The organism is Streptosporangium carneum, from assembly GCF_027922005.1.
Taxonomy (GTDB): Bacteria; Actinomycetota; Actinomycetes; order Streptosporangiales; family Streptosporangiaceae; genus Streptosporangium; species Streptosporangium carneum.
This window is the reverse complement of record NZ_BSEV01000001.1, coordinates 941,762-957,983: the sequence shown is the minus strand read 5'-3', so window position 1 is coordinate 957,983 and position 16,222 is coordinate 941,762. Positions and strand designations below refer to the sequence as shown.

15 protein-coding genes are annotated in these 16,222 nt (G+C 67.4%); 6 read left to right on the top strand and 9 right to left on the bottom strand.

Going from position 1 to position 16,222, the window contains the following annotated elements:
• Window positions 1-206: 206 nt before the first annotated feature.
• From PKF00_RS04790 to PKF00_RS04780, 3 genes are read right to left on the bottom strand one after another with little or no spacing between them, the layout of a single operon-like run.
• Window positions 207-488, bottom strand: a complete 282-nt coding sequence (locus PKF00_RS04790; RefSeq protein WP_271216100.1) for a hypothetical protein — start codon at window positions 486-488, stop codon at window positions 207-209.
• Window positions 485-901 (bottom strand): hypothetical protein, encoded by a 417-nt coding sequence (locus PKF00_RS04785; RefSeq protein ID WP_271216099.1) that lies wholly within the window; start codon window positions 899-901, stop codon window positions 485-487. The genes PKF00_RS04790 and PKF00_RS04785 overlap by 4 nt, the downstream gene beginning before the upstream one ends.
• A 56-nt stretch (window positions 902-957) precedes the next feature.
• Window positions 958-1,218: a hypothetical protein gene (locus PKF00_RS04780; protein ID WP_271216098.1), complete on the bottom strand. Its 261-nt coding sequence runs from the start codon at window positions 1,216-1,218 to the stop codon at window positions 958-960.
• A 373-nt stretch (window positions 1,219-1,591) separates the two neighbouring features.
• On the opposite strand from PKF00_RS04780, the gene PKF00_RS04775 reads away from it, so the two are divergent.
• From PKF00_RS04775 to PKF00_RS04760, 4 genes are all read left to right on the top strand, one after another.
• Entirely contained in the window at window positions 1,592-1,801 is a 210-nt protein-coding gene (locus PKF00_RS04775) for a hypothetical protein (RefSeq protein WP_271216097.1), read from the top strand.
• 272 nt (window positions 1,802-2,073) lie between these two features.
• Window positions 2,074-3,444, top strand: coding sequence for a helix-turn-helix domain-containing protein (locus tag PKF00_RS04770; RefSeq protein ID WP_498073058.1), 1,371 nt, complete (start codon window positions 2,074-2,076; stop codon window positions 3,442-3,444).
• Between the two features lie 118 nt (window positions 3,445-3,562).
• Entirely contained in the window at window positions 3,563-4,108 is a 546-nt protein-coding gene (locus PKF00_RS04765) for a hypothetical protein (RefSeq protein ID WP_309298371.1), read from the top strand.
• A gap of 329 nt (window positions 4,109-4,437) precedes the next feature.
• Complete coding sequence (locus PKF00_RS04760; RefSeq protein WP_271216095.1) at window positions 4,438-4,854, top strand: hypothetical protein; 417 nt, start codon at window positions 4,438-4,440, stop codon at window positions 4,852-4,854.
• Between the two features lie 119 nt (window positions 4,855-4,973).
• Here PKF00_RS04760 and PKF00_RS04755 read toward each other — a convergent pair whose 3' ends face one another.
• Window positions 4,974-7,103: a tetratricopeptide repeat protein gene (locus tag PKF00_RS04755; RefSeq protein ID WP_271216094.1), complete on the bottom strand. Its 2,130-nt coding sequence runs from the start codon at window positions 7,101-7,103 to the stop codon at window positions 4,974-4,976.
• A 626-nt stretch (window positions 7,104-7,729) separates the two neighbouring features.
• Between PKF00_RS04755 and PKF00_RS04750 the strand changes: the two genes are divergently transcribed.
• Both PKF00_RS04750 and PKF00_RS04745 read left to right on the top strand, forming a co-directional pair.
• Window positions 7,730-7,999, top strand: a complete 270-nt coding sequence (locus PKF00_RS04750; RefSeq protein ID WP_271216093.1) for a hypothetical protein — start codon at window positions 7,730-7,732, stop codon at window positions 7,997-7,999.
• The gene (locus tag PKF00_RS04745; RefSeq protein WP_271216092.1) at window positions 7,992-8,603 is read left to right on the top strand and encodes a DUF6879 family protein; all 612 of its coding nucleotides are present in this window, start codon (window positions 7,992-7,994) and stop codon (window positions 8,601-8,603) included. The genes PKF00_RS04750 and PKF00_RS04745 overlap by 8 nt, the downstream gene beginning before the upstream one ends.
• A gap of 423 nt (window positions 8,604-9,026) precedes the next feature.
• Here PKF00_RS04745 and PKF00_RS04740 read toward each other — a convergent pair whose 3' ends face one another.
• The 5 genes from PKF00_RS04740 to PKF00_RS04720 form a co-directional block, all read right to left on the bottom strand.
• Window positions 9,027-9,206, bottom strand: coding sequence for a hypothetical protein (locus PKF00_RS04740; RefSeq protein WP_271216091.1), 180 nt, complete (start codon window positions 9,204-9,206; stop codon window positions 9,027-9,029).
• A 201-nt stretch (window positions 9,207-9,407) separates the two neighbouring features.
• Complete coding sequence (locus PKF00_RS04735; protein ID WP_271216090.1) at window positions 9,408-11,429, bottom strand: FHA domain-containing protein; 2,022 nt, start codon at window positions 11,427-11,429, stop codon at window positions 9,408-9,410.
• A 415-nt stretch (window positions 11,430-11,844) separates the two neighbouring features.
• Window positions 11,845-13,962 carry a serine/threonine-protein kinase gene (locus tag PKF00_RS04730; protein ID WP_271216089.1) on the bottom strand — a complete coding sequence of 706 codons (2,118 nt, stop codon included), beginning with the start codon at window positions 13,960-13,962 and terminating at the stop codon, window positions 11,845-11,847.
• Between the two features lie 289 nt (window positions 13,963-14,251).
• Complete coding sequence (locus tag PKF00_RS04725; RefSeq protein WP_271216088.1) at window positions 14,252-14,956, bottom strand: response regulator; 705 nt, start codon at window positions 14,954-14,956, stop codon at window positions 14,252-14,254.
• 25 nt (window positions 14,957-14,981) lie between these two features.
• Window positions 14,982-16,181, bottom strand: a complete 1,200-nt coding sequence (locus PKF00_RS04720) for a sensor histidine kinase (protein ID WP_271216087.1) — start codon at window positions 16,179-16,181, stop codon at window positions 14,982-14,984.
• Window positions 16,182-16,222 lie beyond the last annotated feature (41 nt).

The window sequence follows — 16,222 nt, the reverse complement described above, 5'->3', positions numbered from 1 at the left end:
GAGCCTTTTGTCCTCAGCCGGCTTCCCCGCGTGATCTCCCATCCGTCTCTCCTCTCTCCTCAGGCTCCTGACTCGGAGCATTCATCGGCAAGCGTAACGTCACGGACTGTGACGCTCGGGGCACACTTTCGTCGCCGCAGTGGCCACACGTCGTGAGGCGCGGCGGCCAGGAACGGGAAGGAGGCTCCTGGCCGCCGCACCGGCTTTCAGAGCCGTGGGAAGGCCCTGGAAGTGGCGGGCAGGTTCTTCAGGATCTCGGCCTGGCCGGTCAGCTCCTGGTCCATCCGTTCCGGGGAGGGGGTCTTGATCAGAAGCTTGACGCCCGCGTCGATCTCCTGCTTGGTGGGGAACGGGTCGCGCAGGGCGCTCCAGACGCGGACTCCGTCGTCGTAGGTGATGTGCCAGGCGGGGTGGGCCTGCCGCAGCGCGCGGAGCCGTTCGGCGAGCGCACCCGGGTCTGCCGGGGGCGGCCTTCTCGGAGTGATCACGCGGCCCTCCGGTAGGGGTGGCGTGAGTGCTGGGGCGCGGCGGCGTACGCCTGCGCCGTGGCGCGCCGCCATGCCCGTCCGGAGGAGGCGGTGCCGCCGGGCCTGCCCGGGGAAGGCGGGACCCTCGGCGACGCCTGGAGAGGCGATGCCGTCGGCCTCTCCGGAGAGGGGGAAGGCAAGGAGATGAAAGGGGTCGAGACGGTCGGAGGGAAGGCGGTCTCCACCTCGCGCATCTGTTCTTCCAGGCCCTCGGCCGTGTCGTCGGCGACCGTCGACGGTTCGGGCGTCGGCCAGGCGGCGATGGCGTAGAAACGGCGGCGGCCCAGGCTGTACAGCACCAGCCAGGCGGGCCACGCCCGGGTGAGGCGGTCGGCTTCGGCACGGGCGGGGCCGTCCCAGAGGCGACGGTGCACCACCGGGACGACGGGCTGTCCGGCGCGGTGGCGACCCGGGGCACGGGAGCGGCCGATCACGAGGTCACCCGCCCGGCCTGTCGCGGGATTTTCCTGGTGGCCTGTTCCGCCGCGCGCTCCTGCCGGTGGACCTCGTCGAGCAGTTCACCGTAGGTGTCGGCGTCCACGGTGCGAAACGGCGGCGCGTCGAGCGGCCCGCGCGTCACGGCGTCAAGGAAGGGCTCGTTCCGGGTGGCCCAGTAGCGTCCGGCGTCACTGCGCATCACCCGCCAGCCGGGGATCGTCTCGGCGAGGACGGGGGACTTACCATTTCCCATGAATCGGACCTCCGGTGTCCGGTTGAGGACCTGTCCCGGCGGTCGCGACGCCGGGCAGGTCCGTCTTGTGCGGTGGGGAAGAAGGATCTGGGCCGAACCGTACGACTCGGGCGGCCGAAGCGTCGGCGGGACGGTTCCCGCCTCGCCGGGTGCGCGGGCGTACACGCGAACGGCGGACGCGGGACATCGGCTGCCGCCACGCCGGGCGGCCCTGGCGGCGGGCCGTACACCGGACCGCGTTCCAGGCTGTGTTCCAGGCCGGGGAAAGGGGCGGTGTACCCGCCGGGGCAGCGGCGGACGGGCAGGCTGTACGGCGGTCGCGACGGCCGGCGGCTCCGGATCGTCGGCGGGAGCCGGGATAAGGGGCTGCCGGGTGTCCGGTACGGCGGGCGGCATCGGAGCGGGCACGGATGGTTCGGGCGCGGACGGCTCAGGGACGGACGGCTCGGGGGTGGGGTGGCGCTGCGTGGGCACCAGGGGGATGACCTCGGTCGGCGGTGCGACGGCGGGCATGCCTCGCGGGCCGTACCGGCGACGGGCCTCCAGCCGGGCGTTCATCAGCGCGCCGTCCGGCTGCGCGTAGTCATGATCGGCGGGTCGGCCGGGGCAGCCGTGCGCGTAAGGGGCGTGCCCGCATAAGACGCATCCCATCGGCATAGGGACGGCGTCGGGGAGGCAGCCGCAGCCCTGGATTGGCGTGGGCCGGTCGAGGACCGGAGCACTAGGGTTGCTCACGGGTCAGGAGGCCTTTCCTGATCAAGGCCCCGGCCGGTGTTGAGATCACCGCGTCCGGGGCCGCTGTCGTTTTCGGGCTTTGTCAGTGAACCCCAGCGGAAACACGCTGCGTAACGGAAAATGCCGGAGAGAAGGCGGAGACTTTGTCTCCGCCCCGGTGACTGGCGGGCGGGTGATATGGCCGTGTCTTTTCAGGAATGCCCGGCATGGGCATCACGTTTGCGGTCCGAGCGCGAGAAGCGCGGCTGGAGCAAGAACGAAATGGCCCGCCACCTGCTCGAAGAGGCCGGATGCGACACCTCGATGGTCGCTTCTTTGTCCCGATCGATCCGTGATTGGGAGAAAGGTAAGCATTACCCGCGTGACTGGGCAGTAACGTATGCGCGGGTGTTCGGCCTTGACGAAGACGTCCTATTCTCCAAGAAAAAAGCCTTACCCGAGGACGATGAGATGGAACGACGCAGGCTTCTGCAGACACTCGCGACGCTCGGCGTCACCTCGTCGCCGATCTTCGACTCGCTCCACACGATCAGGGAGAGCGTCGGTCAGTCCCTGGGGCGGGACGAACGCCTCGATGTGGAGATGTGGGAGGAGGCCGTCTCCGAGTACGGCTACAGCTACCAGCTGACTCCTCCACAGCAGCTGCTCCAGGAGGTGGCGGCCGACCTCGTCGCGGTCAGGCAGGCCATGTCCCGCGCCGGGAGTCGCGACCGGCTGTTCCGCTCGTGGTGCCGCGTGACCGGCGGCCTGTCGTTGCTCATGGCCAAGACGCTGTGCAACCTCGGACAGTCCCGCCAGGCCCGCCCCTGGTGGGCGACCGCCCTGAACGCCGCGGAGCTTTCCGGCGACCACCACCTGAGCACGTGGATCAGGGGGGAGCAGCTGATTCACGGACTCTACGACCGGCGTCCCACGCCGGTCCTCCTGCGTCACGCCGACGCCGCGCTCAGTGAATACGCCGACTCCGCGTATCGGGGGGTCCCCGGTATCTCGGCCGCCCGTGCGCAGGTGCTCGTGATGCATGGCATGCCCGCCGAGGCGCTGGCGGAGCTGCGCCGTTGCGGTGAGGCGTTCGAGAGGCTGCCCGGATCGGTCACGGGCAACACCCGGTCCATCGAAGGGTGGGGAGCCGAGCGGCTGAGCTACACGCAGGCGTGGGTGTACGCCTACCTCGGCGACCGCGATCGGCTTGACCAGGCCGTGAGCCAGACACACAAGACGTTGGATCCGTCCGACCCCAGCCCCCGTTTCCGGACTCAGCTGGCCCTCCTCCAGGCCACGGGGCACGTACGCTCCGGCGATGTGACCGAAGGCGTCCGGCACGCCCAGGCCGCCTACGCGGCCTGCCCGGCCGAGCAGCGGGCCACCATGGTGACCCGGCTGGCCGACGAGGTCCTTGAGGCGGTGCCCGCAGCCGAACGGAGATCACCTTCCGTGACCGGTTACCGGGAACTGCTCGCCTCTCCCGTAAACCGTAGAGCGATCACGTAGAGGTCGAACGCATCCGAGGTCTCCCCTTCAACTCCGGGTTGATGGCCCGGGTCACCCGCTCCTCTACTCGCGATCCGAGCAGCTCATCCTTGAGGCGCCTGGTGAGTCCCCTGCCGCAATGAGACAGCAGCCCCAGGAGTTGCTGGCACGCTGGGAGATCACTGTCATCGAGCAGGAGATGCCAATGGTGCGTATCGGTGTGACCGGCCACATGAACTTGACCCCGGCTACGACCCACCTTGTCCGGGACGAGCTCCGTTCTCATCTTCGCCGGGTGGGCCACGACCTGGTCGGGGTGTCGTGCATCGCTCAGGGAGCCGACTCGCTGTTCGCCGAGACCGTCCTGGAGATGGGCGGGACGCTGGAGGTGGTCCTGCCTTCCCAGGACTACCGGGCCGCCAAGGTCAAGCCGGATCATGCCGAGCGGTTCGATCGGCTACTCGGCAAGGCCGCCCAGGTGCATGTCATGGCCTTCGAGCACGCCAACCGGGAGGCGTACGTCGCCGCGAACGAGGCGATGCTGGGCTCAGTCACCGAGCTCGTGGCAGTGTGGGACGGTGAGTCTCCCGTGGACGCGGGCGGGACGGCGAGCGTCGTGGCGGAAGCCCGACGACGCGGCCTGCCGGTAACCGTCATCTGGCCCGAGGGAGCCAGTCGCAGATAGCTGAAAGCTTGGACGAAGGCCCCGACATCGGGTACGCCGAATGCCCGGCCGGTGAGATTCACGTGGAGGCGGCCGATCAGGTGCGCGACCTTATGCTGAGGTTTGAGCGCCTTATCGGCGCATGCCTGTCCCCCGAGGAGTCTGCGGCGCTCATCGCTGTGGCAAGGAGAGAATCGTGACCGATCCCCTGCACCTGACCCTCTTGCTCCATCGCGCACTTCAAGTCAGCAGCCGTCCAGAACCATTGAGTTTGGACTAATCCTCTCTGGCTGGAACTGAGCCAAGCATTTAGCGTGGGGCGGGAAGTGGTTTGATCGGAAGGGTACGGTATGGATCCGATCGTGTTGGCCGCTGGGACCGCTCTGGTGACGGCGATGGCCACAGACACGTGGCAGCAGGCCCGTTCAGGGGCGGTCGCGCTGTGGCGACGAGTGCGGCCCGAGCAGGAAAAGGCCGTTGAAGACGAACTGGCAGAGGTCCGCCTCCAGATCCTGGCCGCTCGCGACGACGGAGACACCGACACGGAACGTGCGCTTGCCGGAGCCTGGCAGATACGACTCCAGCAACTTCTACGAGAAGACCCTGATCTTGCCAACGAGCTGAAGCAAGTGCTGGACAACGTTCTCACCCCGGCCCTGTCTCTCAACGAGCGAGAGCAGTACGGCGAAATCACGATGAAGGCGACCGCCAGTGGCCAGGGCCGTGTGTATCAAGCCGGCCGGGATCAGCACATCACCGAGCGATGAACGACTCGGCAGGCAGTCCTCCGTCACTCCCTCACGCGCTGTGTTCCCGCGCCTGCTCCCTCACACCCCACCGGCAACGCGGCTCGTCCACTGACCTCTGTAAATGATCATCCGGAGAGCTAGCGGGAGGAAAGCCGCCGCTTCTCCTCGAACTCGGTCAAAAGCTCTCTACTCGCGGCCGTGAAAGGGTGATCAGGCCCGAGAGCGTCTTCCCTCCGTGCCACGACATCGCTCATCAGCTCGACAGCCGAGTCCAAGTGCCCGAGCGCGGCCTGGATTCGGGCGTGAAGCTGTTGTGCGGAGAGGGCGATCGGGTAGTCAGGGCCAAAGCGGCGTTCATATCCATCGACCACTAATCGGATCTGCTCGTTTGCCTCCTCAAATCGTCCTAGCACGTACAGCGCCCAAGCGTGGTTGTGCCTCGCGCCCAGGGTGACAGTGTGCTCGGGGCCGAGGTGCCGCTCACACTGTGCGGGCAGGGAAAGCAGTGCGGCGTTCTCTTCGGCGGCGAGCTCGGAAGCGGACAGCATCGTCAGCAGGCTGGCCTGGGACCGGAGAGTCAGCGGATGGAAAGGTCCCAGCACCCTTCGTCGGCCCGTCACCGTGGCCCGGAGGAGAGAGAGCGCCTCATCATGTCTGCCGAGGTTTCTTACCACCAACTGGAGGCCGTGACCGCTGTCCAGGGTGTCGGGATCGTCGGCGCCGAACAGTCGTTCCTGAGTGGTGCGGACATGATGCAGCATCGCCTCCGCCTCAGCATATTTTCCCAATCGGAACAGCGCTCGGCCGGCCCTGGAGCGGGCGCTCAGCACGAGCCGGTGCTCCGCGCTGAGGGTTTGCTCCGCAAGAGCTATCGCGGTGCGGGAGGTGTCCCGGGCTGACAGGTAGTCTCCGGTTCGATAAAGCGCCACGGACAAACGTGTCGCCACGCTCAGAACGTCAGCCACAGTGGCGGGGTCCCTAACCCGACGCAACAGGGCAAGCATGTGGGGTGCGAACAGGCGTAGCCGCGGATTGTACGGACCGGCGTCGGGAATCGCAGGTACCGCGGCATCGAGCAACCGGCCGGCTGTCGAGTTGAGAGTTGCGAGTGATTCAGGCGGCGTGGCCGTGGCGACGCTGTCAAGCAGCACAGCGTGGGTCTGAACACACCGAACGCCAACGTCAACCAGCTCGGTGAGTGATTGATCGAGCAGCGCTCGCAATGCTGTTTCAGTACGGGCACGAGGCAGAACACCACTGATTTCAGAGCTGTCCAGCAGAGACAGCGGCAGTGGCTCGGGAGCGAAGCGAGCCAGCAGTCTGAGCAGAGCCACCGCTTCAGGCAGCCCACGGGCGTCGAATGCGTCCAGCGTCAGCTGCCAGGTCCGTCCAACCAAGTGCCTAGGATCCTCAGCAGACAATGCATCAGCCCCCTGGTCTATGAGCTCGACGCGTTTCCCTGTCTCAAGGCGGCGCCCATAGGCGTCCATTGTCCAGGGGGCGAGCACCTGGTGAGAGAGGAAGCCACCGGCGAGCGTGAGTGCAAGTGGTAGTCGCCCAAGCCGCTCCGCGATCTTGGTGGCCTCTTCTATCGTGCCACTCTGCGGAGCCAGGTCACACAACACCTGCGCGGCGTCCTCGCGCGGTAACACCCCGATGTGCTGGAGCTCCGCCCCTGGCCACCAGCGGGCGGCCGCCCGGCGCGTGGTGACCACAACTGTTCCGCGCGGACTGGTACGCAACCAGCTGCCGTCCCAGAGAATCTCAGGATCGTCGGCGTTGTCGAGCACCAGCAGCCAAGACTCAGTGGATCGGTCAAGGCGTTCCCACACAAGGTCGGCTCCAGGACGAAGGCCGTTTCGAGCAGCCAACAGTTCACCGTCACTGGCACCGCGGTCGGCGGCGACAGCGAGCATGCCGGCACGTAAGCTCGCGCGCTCGGCGGCATTGACCCACAGGCCGACTCGGTCACCGATCTCTGTTGCGAATTGGAAGAAGGCGTGGGCAACAGCCGTCTTGCCGCAGCCTCCCATACCGTGAAGAACGAAGACTTCACCGCCCGCGTCCGCTGCGACACTCTTCCGTAAGCGCTCCAGCACCTCAAGGCGATCACGCAGAACCACCGGTGTCCGGCCGACCGCCGGCCGCCGAACCGAGTCTGGACCGGCGTGGGCCGCTCCTTCGCCACCGTAGTGGTGGTGCTCATTGATGTGTTGATCACCTGATGTCTGGTAGACGCGGCCACCATCCTCGGCGTGGCCGTCCATCGCGCCTCTCATGACTCGGTGCCGTGGTGGTCTCGCCCTCCCTGGTGACCCCGCACAGGACCGGGTGCGCTGCCGTGCTGCGCGATCGCCGGGATGCCGGTGGCGCAGGTCGGCCTGAATTCATCGAGCAACCCGCGCGGTTCCTCGACCGTGTTTGAATGAGCAACACGTAAGCGCTGGAGATGCCGTTGCGAACGCGGCTCACGTGGCATCTCTTGGTCGCCGGTCATGCAAGCCCGCAACACCTCTTCGTGACTCACCTTAAATCCAGCGAAAACCAATTCCACTCGCGTGCGTGGCTTCGATCGCCACCACGGGCTGATCATCTCATCACGGGTACGCCGCGAGACATCAGTGGCCATGGCTGTGACCAGAGTGGTGCCGGTGACCTGCAGCGAGATCAGATCTCATCCACGGCCTTCCTAACTTCGCAACCCCCGCCTTACGAGCGAAAACCAGACATTAATGCTCGTAACACGTTGACGCAATTACTCTAATTTATAGATAACATGATCGCACCGCCGAGGCGAACGGGCAAGGTCCTCTGAAGCAGGTTGACCGTCGGGTGGGTCAGAGCTATTTTGAGTCAACTGCACATTGCAGGCGTCTCCCCAGAGAGGGTGGACATGACAAGACCATGGGAAGCCGACCCGACGACGGGATTCAAGAGGCGTCTGGGCAGGTCACCACAGGAGTTGGAGATTACAACCGATAATCCCGACTGCCCCGATATATGGGAACTCGACAACGGGGACATCGCCATCATCGGCAGGGATCTGACGATCCCGCTCAAGAACTCCCTGCCGACAGGGGTCTCGATCGGGGCCGACGAAAGCCTCGTAGTGATTCCGCGAAGTATGATGATTGCAGCAAAGCCGGACATTCCTAGTGTTTGAATTATTTCGATACAGCAACTCCGAAAACCTGACACGATCAAAATATCACAAGGATTTTCGCCGCATCTATGAGAGCGGCATCCACTCCTTGAAAAAGCTCGAACGTGGACAGAACTTCAAGGAGCGAGGCTTTGCGAGCTGGGAGTCCTTCGCGGTCGGCAAATGGAATGAGGCGCTGTCTCTGATAGAAGAGAAGCGTGAAATCTACACCCAGCAGTTCCAGAAAGCTGCCGAGCTTGGGATTTTGGAGCGCCGTCTTCGCGTCGTGGAGTTCCCTGTCACCCCGTATGTCCAATGGGAGTTCTTCGTCCTCCGCCTGCGCGTGGAATTAGGCGACAACATCCGCGTGATGGACGCTCGTAACATCTCCGACATCGAACAGGAACGGCCCGTACCTGAGGTCGTGATCCTCGGGAACGAGGTTATGTACGAGGTGATGTACGACGACGAAGGCAATGCTGCGGGAGCCAACCGATTTACGGATCGCAAAGTGATCCACGAAACGTCCGCCGGGTTCGACGTCCTCTTTGACCGAGGAGAGCGTTTCGAGGAGTTCTTCGACCGAGAAATCGCTCCGCTGGCCCCGCCTTCCGTTGGTCACTGAGGGTTCAATCGCGAGCCGCTCACGATCTCAACGGTTACCCACACCCGGGCGATCCTCCGCTACGCCTTCCGCGACGCCGCGTTCGTCCACGAGTACATCAGCAGCTCACCTGTCGAGAAGGCCGATAAGAACACCTTCTCACAGAGGACTGTCACCATGGCACTCCGTGATCACATGCCAGTTCAAATGAGACATTTGACCGCGCACGTCGAATCAGATTCGACAAACACCTCTGCCGTCTAATTGGGTTGACATGTAGCAGGTCAGAGGGTTGGTCTCCTACTAAAGGACAACGGTCGGGCGCGGCCAAGGGCACTGTCAAGGCACTGTCTCCGAACTCGGAGGCAGCATGGTGACCCGGCTGGCCGACGAGGTCCTTGAGGCGACGCCCACAGCCGAATGGACAACCCTCGCCGTGGCCGGTCACCGGGAGCCACTCGCCTCTTCGGCAGACCGCAGGGCGATCACGTAGAGGTCGAACGCGTCCAAGGTCTCCCCCTCGACTCCCGGAGTTCGCCCCACCCTGCTCCATTCCCACCGCTCGTACATGCGCTGTGTCTCCCGGTTTCCCGGGTTGCTGGCCAGCGTCGCGGAGGACGTCACAGTAGTTCCACAGCTTCGCCCGCAGTGCTCCTGACCCGTCGCGAAGATATGGGCGGCCACCGGGGAAACAGAGAAACGCCGGAAGTGCGGACAGTGGATCCACGGACAGGCCGTGAAGCTCCGGAGAGGCCACGAACCCGGTGGGCGAGGGGGCCCGCGCGGCCGGGGGTCGGGCGGGAAGTGCCACCCGGGATCCGGCCCTCATTCGGTCTCGCTGCGCTCCCGCGTCCGTTGCGTGCCCGAGCCCCCGAAGATCACCTCGGTCCGGTCGCGTGCTTCCTCGCCGGAGCTCCCGGGCAGCGTGTCCTCCCTCCGGGAGGTCTCCGGCGGGACCGGTGACAGAGCGGTGTCAGGGCGGGGCGTCTCCGGCGGGACCGGTGAGTCGAAGATGTCGATGTCGACCTCCTCGCCTCCGACGGTCAGCGTGTCCCACGCGCCGCTGACCACCAGGGACCGCACCGTCTCGTCCTTCAGCGCGCGCAACTGCTCGATGAGGGTCGCGTCATCGGGCATGCCGGAGACCCGCGGCGCCAGACGGGCGCGGATCTGCCGGAACCGCTCCATCAGGGCGTCGGTGTCCGCGTTCCTGTCCGAGCCCGCGCGGCCCTCGTCGATGCCCTGAGCGATCTTGTCTTTGATCGCCTGGGTGACCCCGTGCTCGTCGGCGGCCACCATCGCGTTCCACGCGCGGCTCTTGTGCCGGTACTGCAGCATCGACATCGCGGCCTCGTGGCGGACGAAGTCGGCGTCGCGGAACGGCCTGCCCCGCCAGTTGCGGTTGAGGGACCGTGCCAGCGAGATGACCGACGCCAGCCCGCTGTTGAGCCCGCGTCCCGGCCAGAAGTGGATCGCGTTGGCCGCGTCCCCCAGGAGGAACCCGTACGTTCCCGGGTTGACCGACGTCGGGGAGAACAGCCGGGCGGTGAACCGCGGACGCTGCACCATGTCCAGCCGGAAACCGGTGACCGCGCTCACGTTGTCCTCCGTGACGCCGAAGAACGTCAGCCCCTCCTGCACCCGCCTCCAGAGCGCCGACCCCCTGATCAGGGCGGGCAGGAACAGCGTCCGGTGGGTCGAGCAGTGGAAGTTGCCGTCCTCGGTCCGTTCCATCAGGCAGGGATTGGAGGCGATGCACTCCTCGAACACCTGCCGGACGGGGTCGATGCCGATGACCTCCCTGGCCTCCTCGTCGGTGAGGCGCATGTTCAGGAATCCCTCGCCGCGCAACGAGTTCAGCAGGAAACGATTCTGGGCCACGGTCAGAAGGACGGTCATGGGGTCCGAGAGATCGGACTTCACCCGTATGCCGAGCACGATGTCCTGCACGTGGTGACCGTCAAGTGAGTATATGGACTTGTCGGCCGTGCCGAACTTGTCGGTGAAATGCTCCCGGGTTCGGGAGCGCCCTCCCTCGCAGATGGCCAGCACATGGTCCTGCGCCACGGCGTCGTGGTACTCGACCGGGTCGAAGTTCTCGGGAACCAGGTGGATGCGGTCGGGTTTCTCGTTCACCATGTCGAGCAGCGTGTCCTCGATATAGGCGATCCGAATGTTCCGCGGGCTGTAGCCGCGAATCGAATCGGGGCCTGCGGGCCACATCTCGGTGTAGGACCCGGGGGTGAACAGCCGCGCCTGGACCTCCTCAGGCAGGTTGAGATACTGGCGGCTCTGGACCGTCACGACCTGCTGCCGCCGGTTGTTGCCCTGGGCCGCGTTCCGCCACACGACCCGCGACCCGTCCCTGGCCCAGCGGCCGTCGTACATCGTGATGGACACCCGGTGCCCCATGAGGTGTTCGAGCAGCAGGGCGAGACTCAGCCCCGCGGGGCCGCCACCGGAGATCGTGACGTGCAGGACCTGCCCTGACTCGACGCCGGGAATGCGTCTGACGACCGTCTGGAGCTCGGAGGTGTCCACGACCGTCTCCAGCTCGTCGACCACCTCGAAGCGGAACGTCTCCCCGCCGACGGCGATCGTGTCGCCGGGCCGGAGCACGTGGGAGGCGATCTTTCTCCCGTTGACGAACGTCCCGTTGCGACTCTGGCGGTCGTGCAGCACGTGGTCGTCGCCCTCGCGACGCACCTCCGCGTGAAAGCGGGACGCCCTCTCGCTCGTGATCACCACGTTGTTGTCGCCCCGGCGGCCGAAGGTCATCGGCTCGTCGCCGATCGGGAACCGCTGTCCGGCGAGGGGACCTTCGTGCCCGACAATCGCATACGGCATGGGCCGCGCCCCTCTCCGTCAGCAACCGATGTGATCATTTATCGTGTCATGCTTCACGGCTCCGGAAAAGGCCGTGAAACACACGGGTCACCGATTCTCACAGGGCGTCGCACAGCATATGAAACCCTGCCACAGACCGTGTGAAATGCCTATACAGCCCACTCGTACGCCCCGCTCGGACACATTTTCGAGATCTTGGAAGGGGAAGGGCGGCGCGCTCGGCGAACGGCGGGGAGTCACGGAAAGTAGTTTTCCCAGGAAAGCATCTTGACATCGATGTGTTTCCGGAATTGACATCATGATTTCGGGACTCCCGCCTGTTCTCGTCAGGACCTCGGCAGGCGGGCGAGGCGGTTCCGGGTCCCGCGTGGCGCGCCCGTGCGGACCACGACGCGGGCTCCTCGACGGTCATGGCTCACTGTGTGCGACCGCTCAGGTCCCACATCCGCAAGGCCGTGTCCCTGCTGCCGGTGAGGGCGATGGGCCGACCGGCCACCTGCCCGACCGCCACCGCGTAGACGGTGCTGGTGTGACCGGTCAACGGCTGGCCGAGGGGTTCGTGCGTGGTCAGGTCCCACACCCGCGCGCTCCTGTCCCAGCTGCCGGTGACGGCGACGGGCCGACCGGCCACCTGCCCGACCGCCACCGACGTGACGATGTGGGTGTGGCCGGTCATCGGCTGGCCCATGATCGTACGCGTGGTCAGGTCCCACACCCGGACCATGCCGTCCGCGCCGCCGGTGACCGCGACCGGCCTGCTGTCCACCTGCCCGATCGCCACCGCGTACACATTCGCCTCATGACCCGTCATCGGCTGGCCGACGGGTTGGCGCGTGGTCAGGTCCCACACCCGAACCGTGTGGTCCACGCCGCCGGTGACCGCGACCGGCCTGCCGGCCACCTGCCCGACCGCCACTCCCCAGATGGCCTTGGCATGCCCCTTCATCGGCTCGCCGACGGCCTTGCGCGTCGTCAGGTCCCACACCCGGACCGTGTCGTCCTCGCTGCCGGTGACCGCGACCGGCCTGCCGGCCACCTGCCCGACCGCCACCGCGCACACATCCTCCGTATGCCCCTTCATCGGCCCGCCGACAGGTTGGCGCGTGGTCAGGTCCCACACCCGAACCGTGTCGTCCATACTGCCGGTGACCGCGACCGGCTTGCCGCCCACCTGCCCGACCGCCACCGCGCACACATCCTCCGTATGTCCCGCCATCGGCCCGCCGACGGGCTTGCGCGTGGTCAGGTCCCACATCTGCGCGGTGTCGTCCTTACTGCCGGTGACGGCGACGGGCCGACCGGCCACCTGCTCGATCGCCACAGCCCAGATGTCGTCGCCCTGGTGGCCGAGCACCCCCGACGTCACCGCCGGTCCTGCACTGGCGCCCGTCGTCGGTTCCCTCGAGAAGGGCCAGAAGACCACGGCGAGCACGACGAGCGCGACGCAGGCCGTCGCCCCGGCGATCCATCCGGTACGGCCGCGCAGGAGGGACAACCCCGGCCGCGCCGTCCTCACCGGCCTGTCCCCGGTGTCGATCATGTCCTGTGCGGCCGAGGAGACCGGTGTCGCGGAATCGAGGGGCGACGGCTCACCCACAGGGCCGCGGGGCGACGACTCGCCCACAGGAGTGTCCGCCCCGGGGCTGGAGGCCGGTGGAACGGCCTCCTCCACGGTGGGAGACCTGACGGGGGCGTCGGCCTGCCGGACCGGTCGCGCGCTCCGGGAACGGCCGGTCAGCGCCGCCAGCACCTCGTCCACTCCCGGACGGTCCCGGGGGTCCTTGGCCAGGCAGGCGGCCAGCAGCGCACGCGGCGGCTCGGACACCCCCTCCAGGTTCGGCTCATGGGTGAGGATGGAGCTCATGACCGCCGCGGCGTGCCCTCCGGCGAAGGCCTGGTGACCGGTGGCGGCGTAGACCATGGTGGCCGCCCAGGAGAACAGGTCGGAGGCCTCGCTGGCGGGCTGGTTGGCGAGCTGTTCGGGCGCCAGGTAGGCCGGGGTGCCGACCAGCGACGAGACCGTGGTGGCGACGGTGGCCTCCAGGATGCGGGCGATCCCGAAGTCGATGACCACCGGCCCCTCGGGCCCCATGATCACATTGGTGGGTTTGAAGTCGCGGTGCACGATGCCGGCCCGGTGGATCGCCTCGAGCGCGGTGACGGTGGCGATCGCCAGACGCTCCAGGCCGCTTCCCTTGCGGGGGCCGTCGGTGGCGATCAGCTCCTGGAGGGAGGGGCCGGGCACGTACTCGCTGACCAGATAGGGCCGCCCCTCGCTGAGACCCGCCTCCAGCACCGTGGCGGTGCAGAAGGCCGCCACCTGTCGCGCGAGCGCGACCTCACGCTCGAAGCGCCGTACCGCGGCGGAGTCGGCGGCCATGCGCGCGTGCAACACCTTGACCGCCACCTGCTGCCCCGAGGGACTCCGACCCAGGTAGACGGTGCCCTGACCGCCGCTGCCCAACACTCCCAGCAGCCGGTAGGCGCCGATGTGCTCGGGGTCGTTCGCGTTCAGCCGGCCTGCATCAGGCACCGTGCGCCGTCCTTTCCCACCGGCGTGCGCCTGGGCCGTAACCGGTGGAGCCATCCGACCGCGGGCAGCCGGGAGAAGAACCGTCACCTCTGCTGTTCAGATCATGCTGCGTCGATCATGCCTTGGGGAAGAAGCATTTGACTGGCAAATCCGGCTTACCTAACAACTCGTTCAAGGGCAACGGCACGAACTCGAGGCGGCACACCGGAGTTCGCCTCGTCCTGTCCGGGTGATCCCCGCGATGTTCGAACACGGGTGGCGTCGACGGGGGCACGACGCTGACCAGCGGTCATGGCGTCGGGCGGGCGGACGGGTTGGTGACGAGCCCGCCTTCGTAGGCGGCGATGACGAGCTGGGCCCGGTCCCGGGCGTGCAGTTTGGCCAGGAGACGACCGATGTGGGTCTTGACCGTGCCGACGGTGAGGTGAAGGTGCCCGGCGATCTCGGAGTTGGACATCCCCCTGCCGATGAGGGTGAGCACCTCGCGCTCGCGCTGGGTGACGCCGTCGAGGTCCCGCACGGCCGGGGCGGGGCGGGGGGCGTGCAGGAACTCGGCGATGAGCCGGCGGGTCACGGTGGGCGCGAGCAGTGCTTCGCCGGAGGCGACGACCTGGATGGCGGCCAGCAGCTCGGTCGCGGTGGCGCTCTTGAGCAGGAAGCCGCTCGCCCCGGCCCGCAGCGCCGCGTACACGTACTCGTCCAGATCGAACGTGGTGAGGATCAGCACGCGCACACCGGCGACGGTGGGGTCGGCGCAGATCCGCCGTGTCGCCTCGATGCCGTCCATGTCGGGCATGCGCACGTCCATGAGGACGACGTCGGGCCGGTGCCGGTGGGCCAGGAGCACGGCTTCGGCGCCGGTGCCCGCCTCGCCCACGACGGCCAGCCCCGGTGTGGTGTCGATGAGGACCTTGAGGCTGTCGCGGACCAGGACCTGGTCCTCGGCGAGCAGGATCCGGACGGGCGGGTGGGGTGAAGGGGCGTCGGTGGTCATGGTGTGGTGCCGTCCGGGTTGGTGGTCATGGTGTGGTGCCGTCCGGGTTGTAGGGCAGGCGGGCCGACACGCGAAAGCCTCCTTCGGGCCGGGGGCCCGCGTCGAAGGCGCCGCCGTACATCCTGGCCCGCTCGCGCATGCCGATCAGTCCGTGTCCGCTGCGGTCCTGCCGTGGCGGTCGGCCGTGGCGGGAACCGTCGTCGACGACCTCGATCACCGCCTGCCGCCCGTCGACGTCCACGGTGACCGAGCAGCGGGCGGGCCCCGCGTGGGTGATGACGTTGGTCAGGGCCTGTTGCACGATCCGGTACACCGACATCGCGACCGCGGGAGGCAGCGCGGCCTCCTCGCGGACGGTCAGCTCCACCTCGACCCCGGCCGAGCGGGCGTGGGCGGCCAGCTCGGGCAGGTCGGCCATGCCGGGCGCGGGCAGGCGGGCCTGCTGGGGATCGCCGTCGGATCGCAGCAGGTCGAGCACCCGGTGGATCTCGGCCAGCGTGCTTCGGCTGGTCTGCTCGATGACGGCCAGCGCGGCGCGCGCCTCCTGTGGGCGGGCGTCGGCGACGTGGTTGGCCACGGTGGCCTTGACGGTGATCAGGCTCATGCTGTGGCCGATGACGTCATGCAGTTCCCGGGCGATGCGCCTGCGCTCGTCGGCCACCGCGGTCTCGGCGAGGTGGCCGACGAGGCGGGCGGTCGTCTGCCGGTTCCAGCGCACGGCCGTCCCGGTGGCCCATCCGGCGGTCAGGAGCACGGCGATCGCGCCGATCTCGATCGGCCAGGCCTGCGGCAGCTCGCTGGGCGAGTGCGCGGGCGCCAGGCCGGGGAACACCTGCGCGTAGAAGATCAGGACCGCGGTCACCGCGGCGGACAGGCAGGCCGCCAGGCCCGCCGCCGACCATGCGATCGAGGTGGTGCAGGCCACCAGGTACAGCACGAGCACGGTCGGCACGAACGACACCCAGATCGCGCCCGCCGCGACGGCGCCGGCCACGGTCACCACCGTGGCCGCGGCGCACGCCAGGGCGAGCATGGCCCGCGGCCGGCGCCGCCGGACGGCGACCGGGAAGCTCACCACCGCCGCCACCGGCCATGCCGACCAGGCGGGCCACGGCGACGACGGCCCCGGCGGATCGACGACGGCGTATCCGATGATCAGTGTCACGGCGAGCGCGGCCGCCACGTCGGCGACGCCTCTTCCGCCGAACCGTCGAACCCACTTCATGCCGCGAAATTATCGCCTCATCGGATCACCTGGCATCTGCC

Bases quoted from the DNA above. Each gene is read 5' to 3' on its own strand.
- PKF00_RS04780 (WP_271216098.1), bottom strand. From the start codon at position 1,218: ATGGGAAATGGTAAGTCCCCCGTCCTCGCCGAGACGATCCCCGGCTGG.
- PKF00_RS04770 (WP_498073058.1), top strand. From the start codon at position 2,074: ATGCCGGAGAGAAGGCGGAGACTTTGTCTCCGCCCCGGTGACTGGCGG.
- PKF00_RS04765 (WP_309298371.1), top strand. From the start codon at position 3,563: ATGAGACAGCAGCCCCAGGAGTTGCTGGCACGCTGGGAGATCACTGTC.
- PKF00_RS04760 (WP_271216095.1), top strand. From the start codon at position 4,438: ATGGATCCGATCGTGTTGGCCGCTGGGACCGCTCTGGTGACGGCGATG.
- PKF00_RS04755 (WP_271216094.1), bottom strand. From the start codon at position 7,103: ATGGACGGCCACGCCGAGGATGGTGGCCGCGTCTACCAGACATCAGGT.
- PKF00_RS04750 (WP_271216093.1), top strand. From the start codon at position 7,730: ATGACAAGACCATGGGAAGCCGACCCGACGACGGGATTCAAGAGGCGT.
- PKF00_RS04735 (WP_271216090.1), bottom strand. From the start codon at position 11,429: ATGCCGTATGCGATTGTCGGGCACGAAGGTCCCCTCGCCGGACAGCGG.
- PKF00_RS04725 (WP_271216088.1), bottom strand. From the start codon at position 14,956: ATGACCACCGACGCCCCTTCACCCCACCCGCCCGTCCGGATCCTGCTC.
- PKF00_RS04720 (WP_271216087.1), bottom strand. From the start codon at position 16,181: ATGAAGTGGGTTCGACGGTTCGGCGGAAGAGGCGTCGCCGACGTGGCG.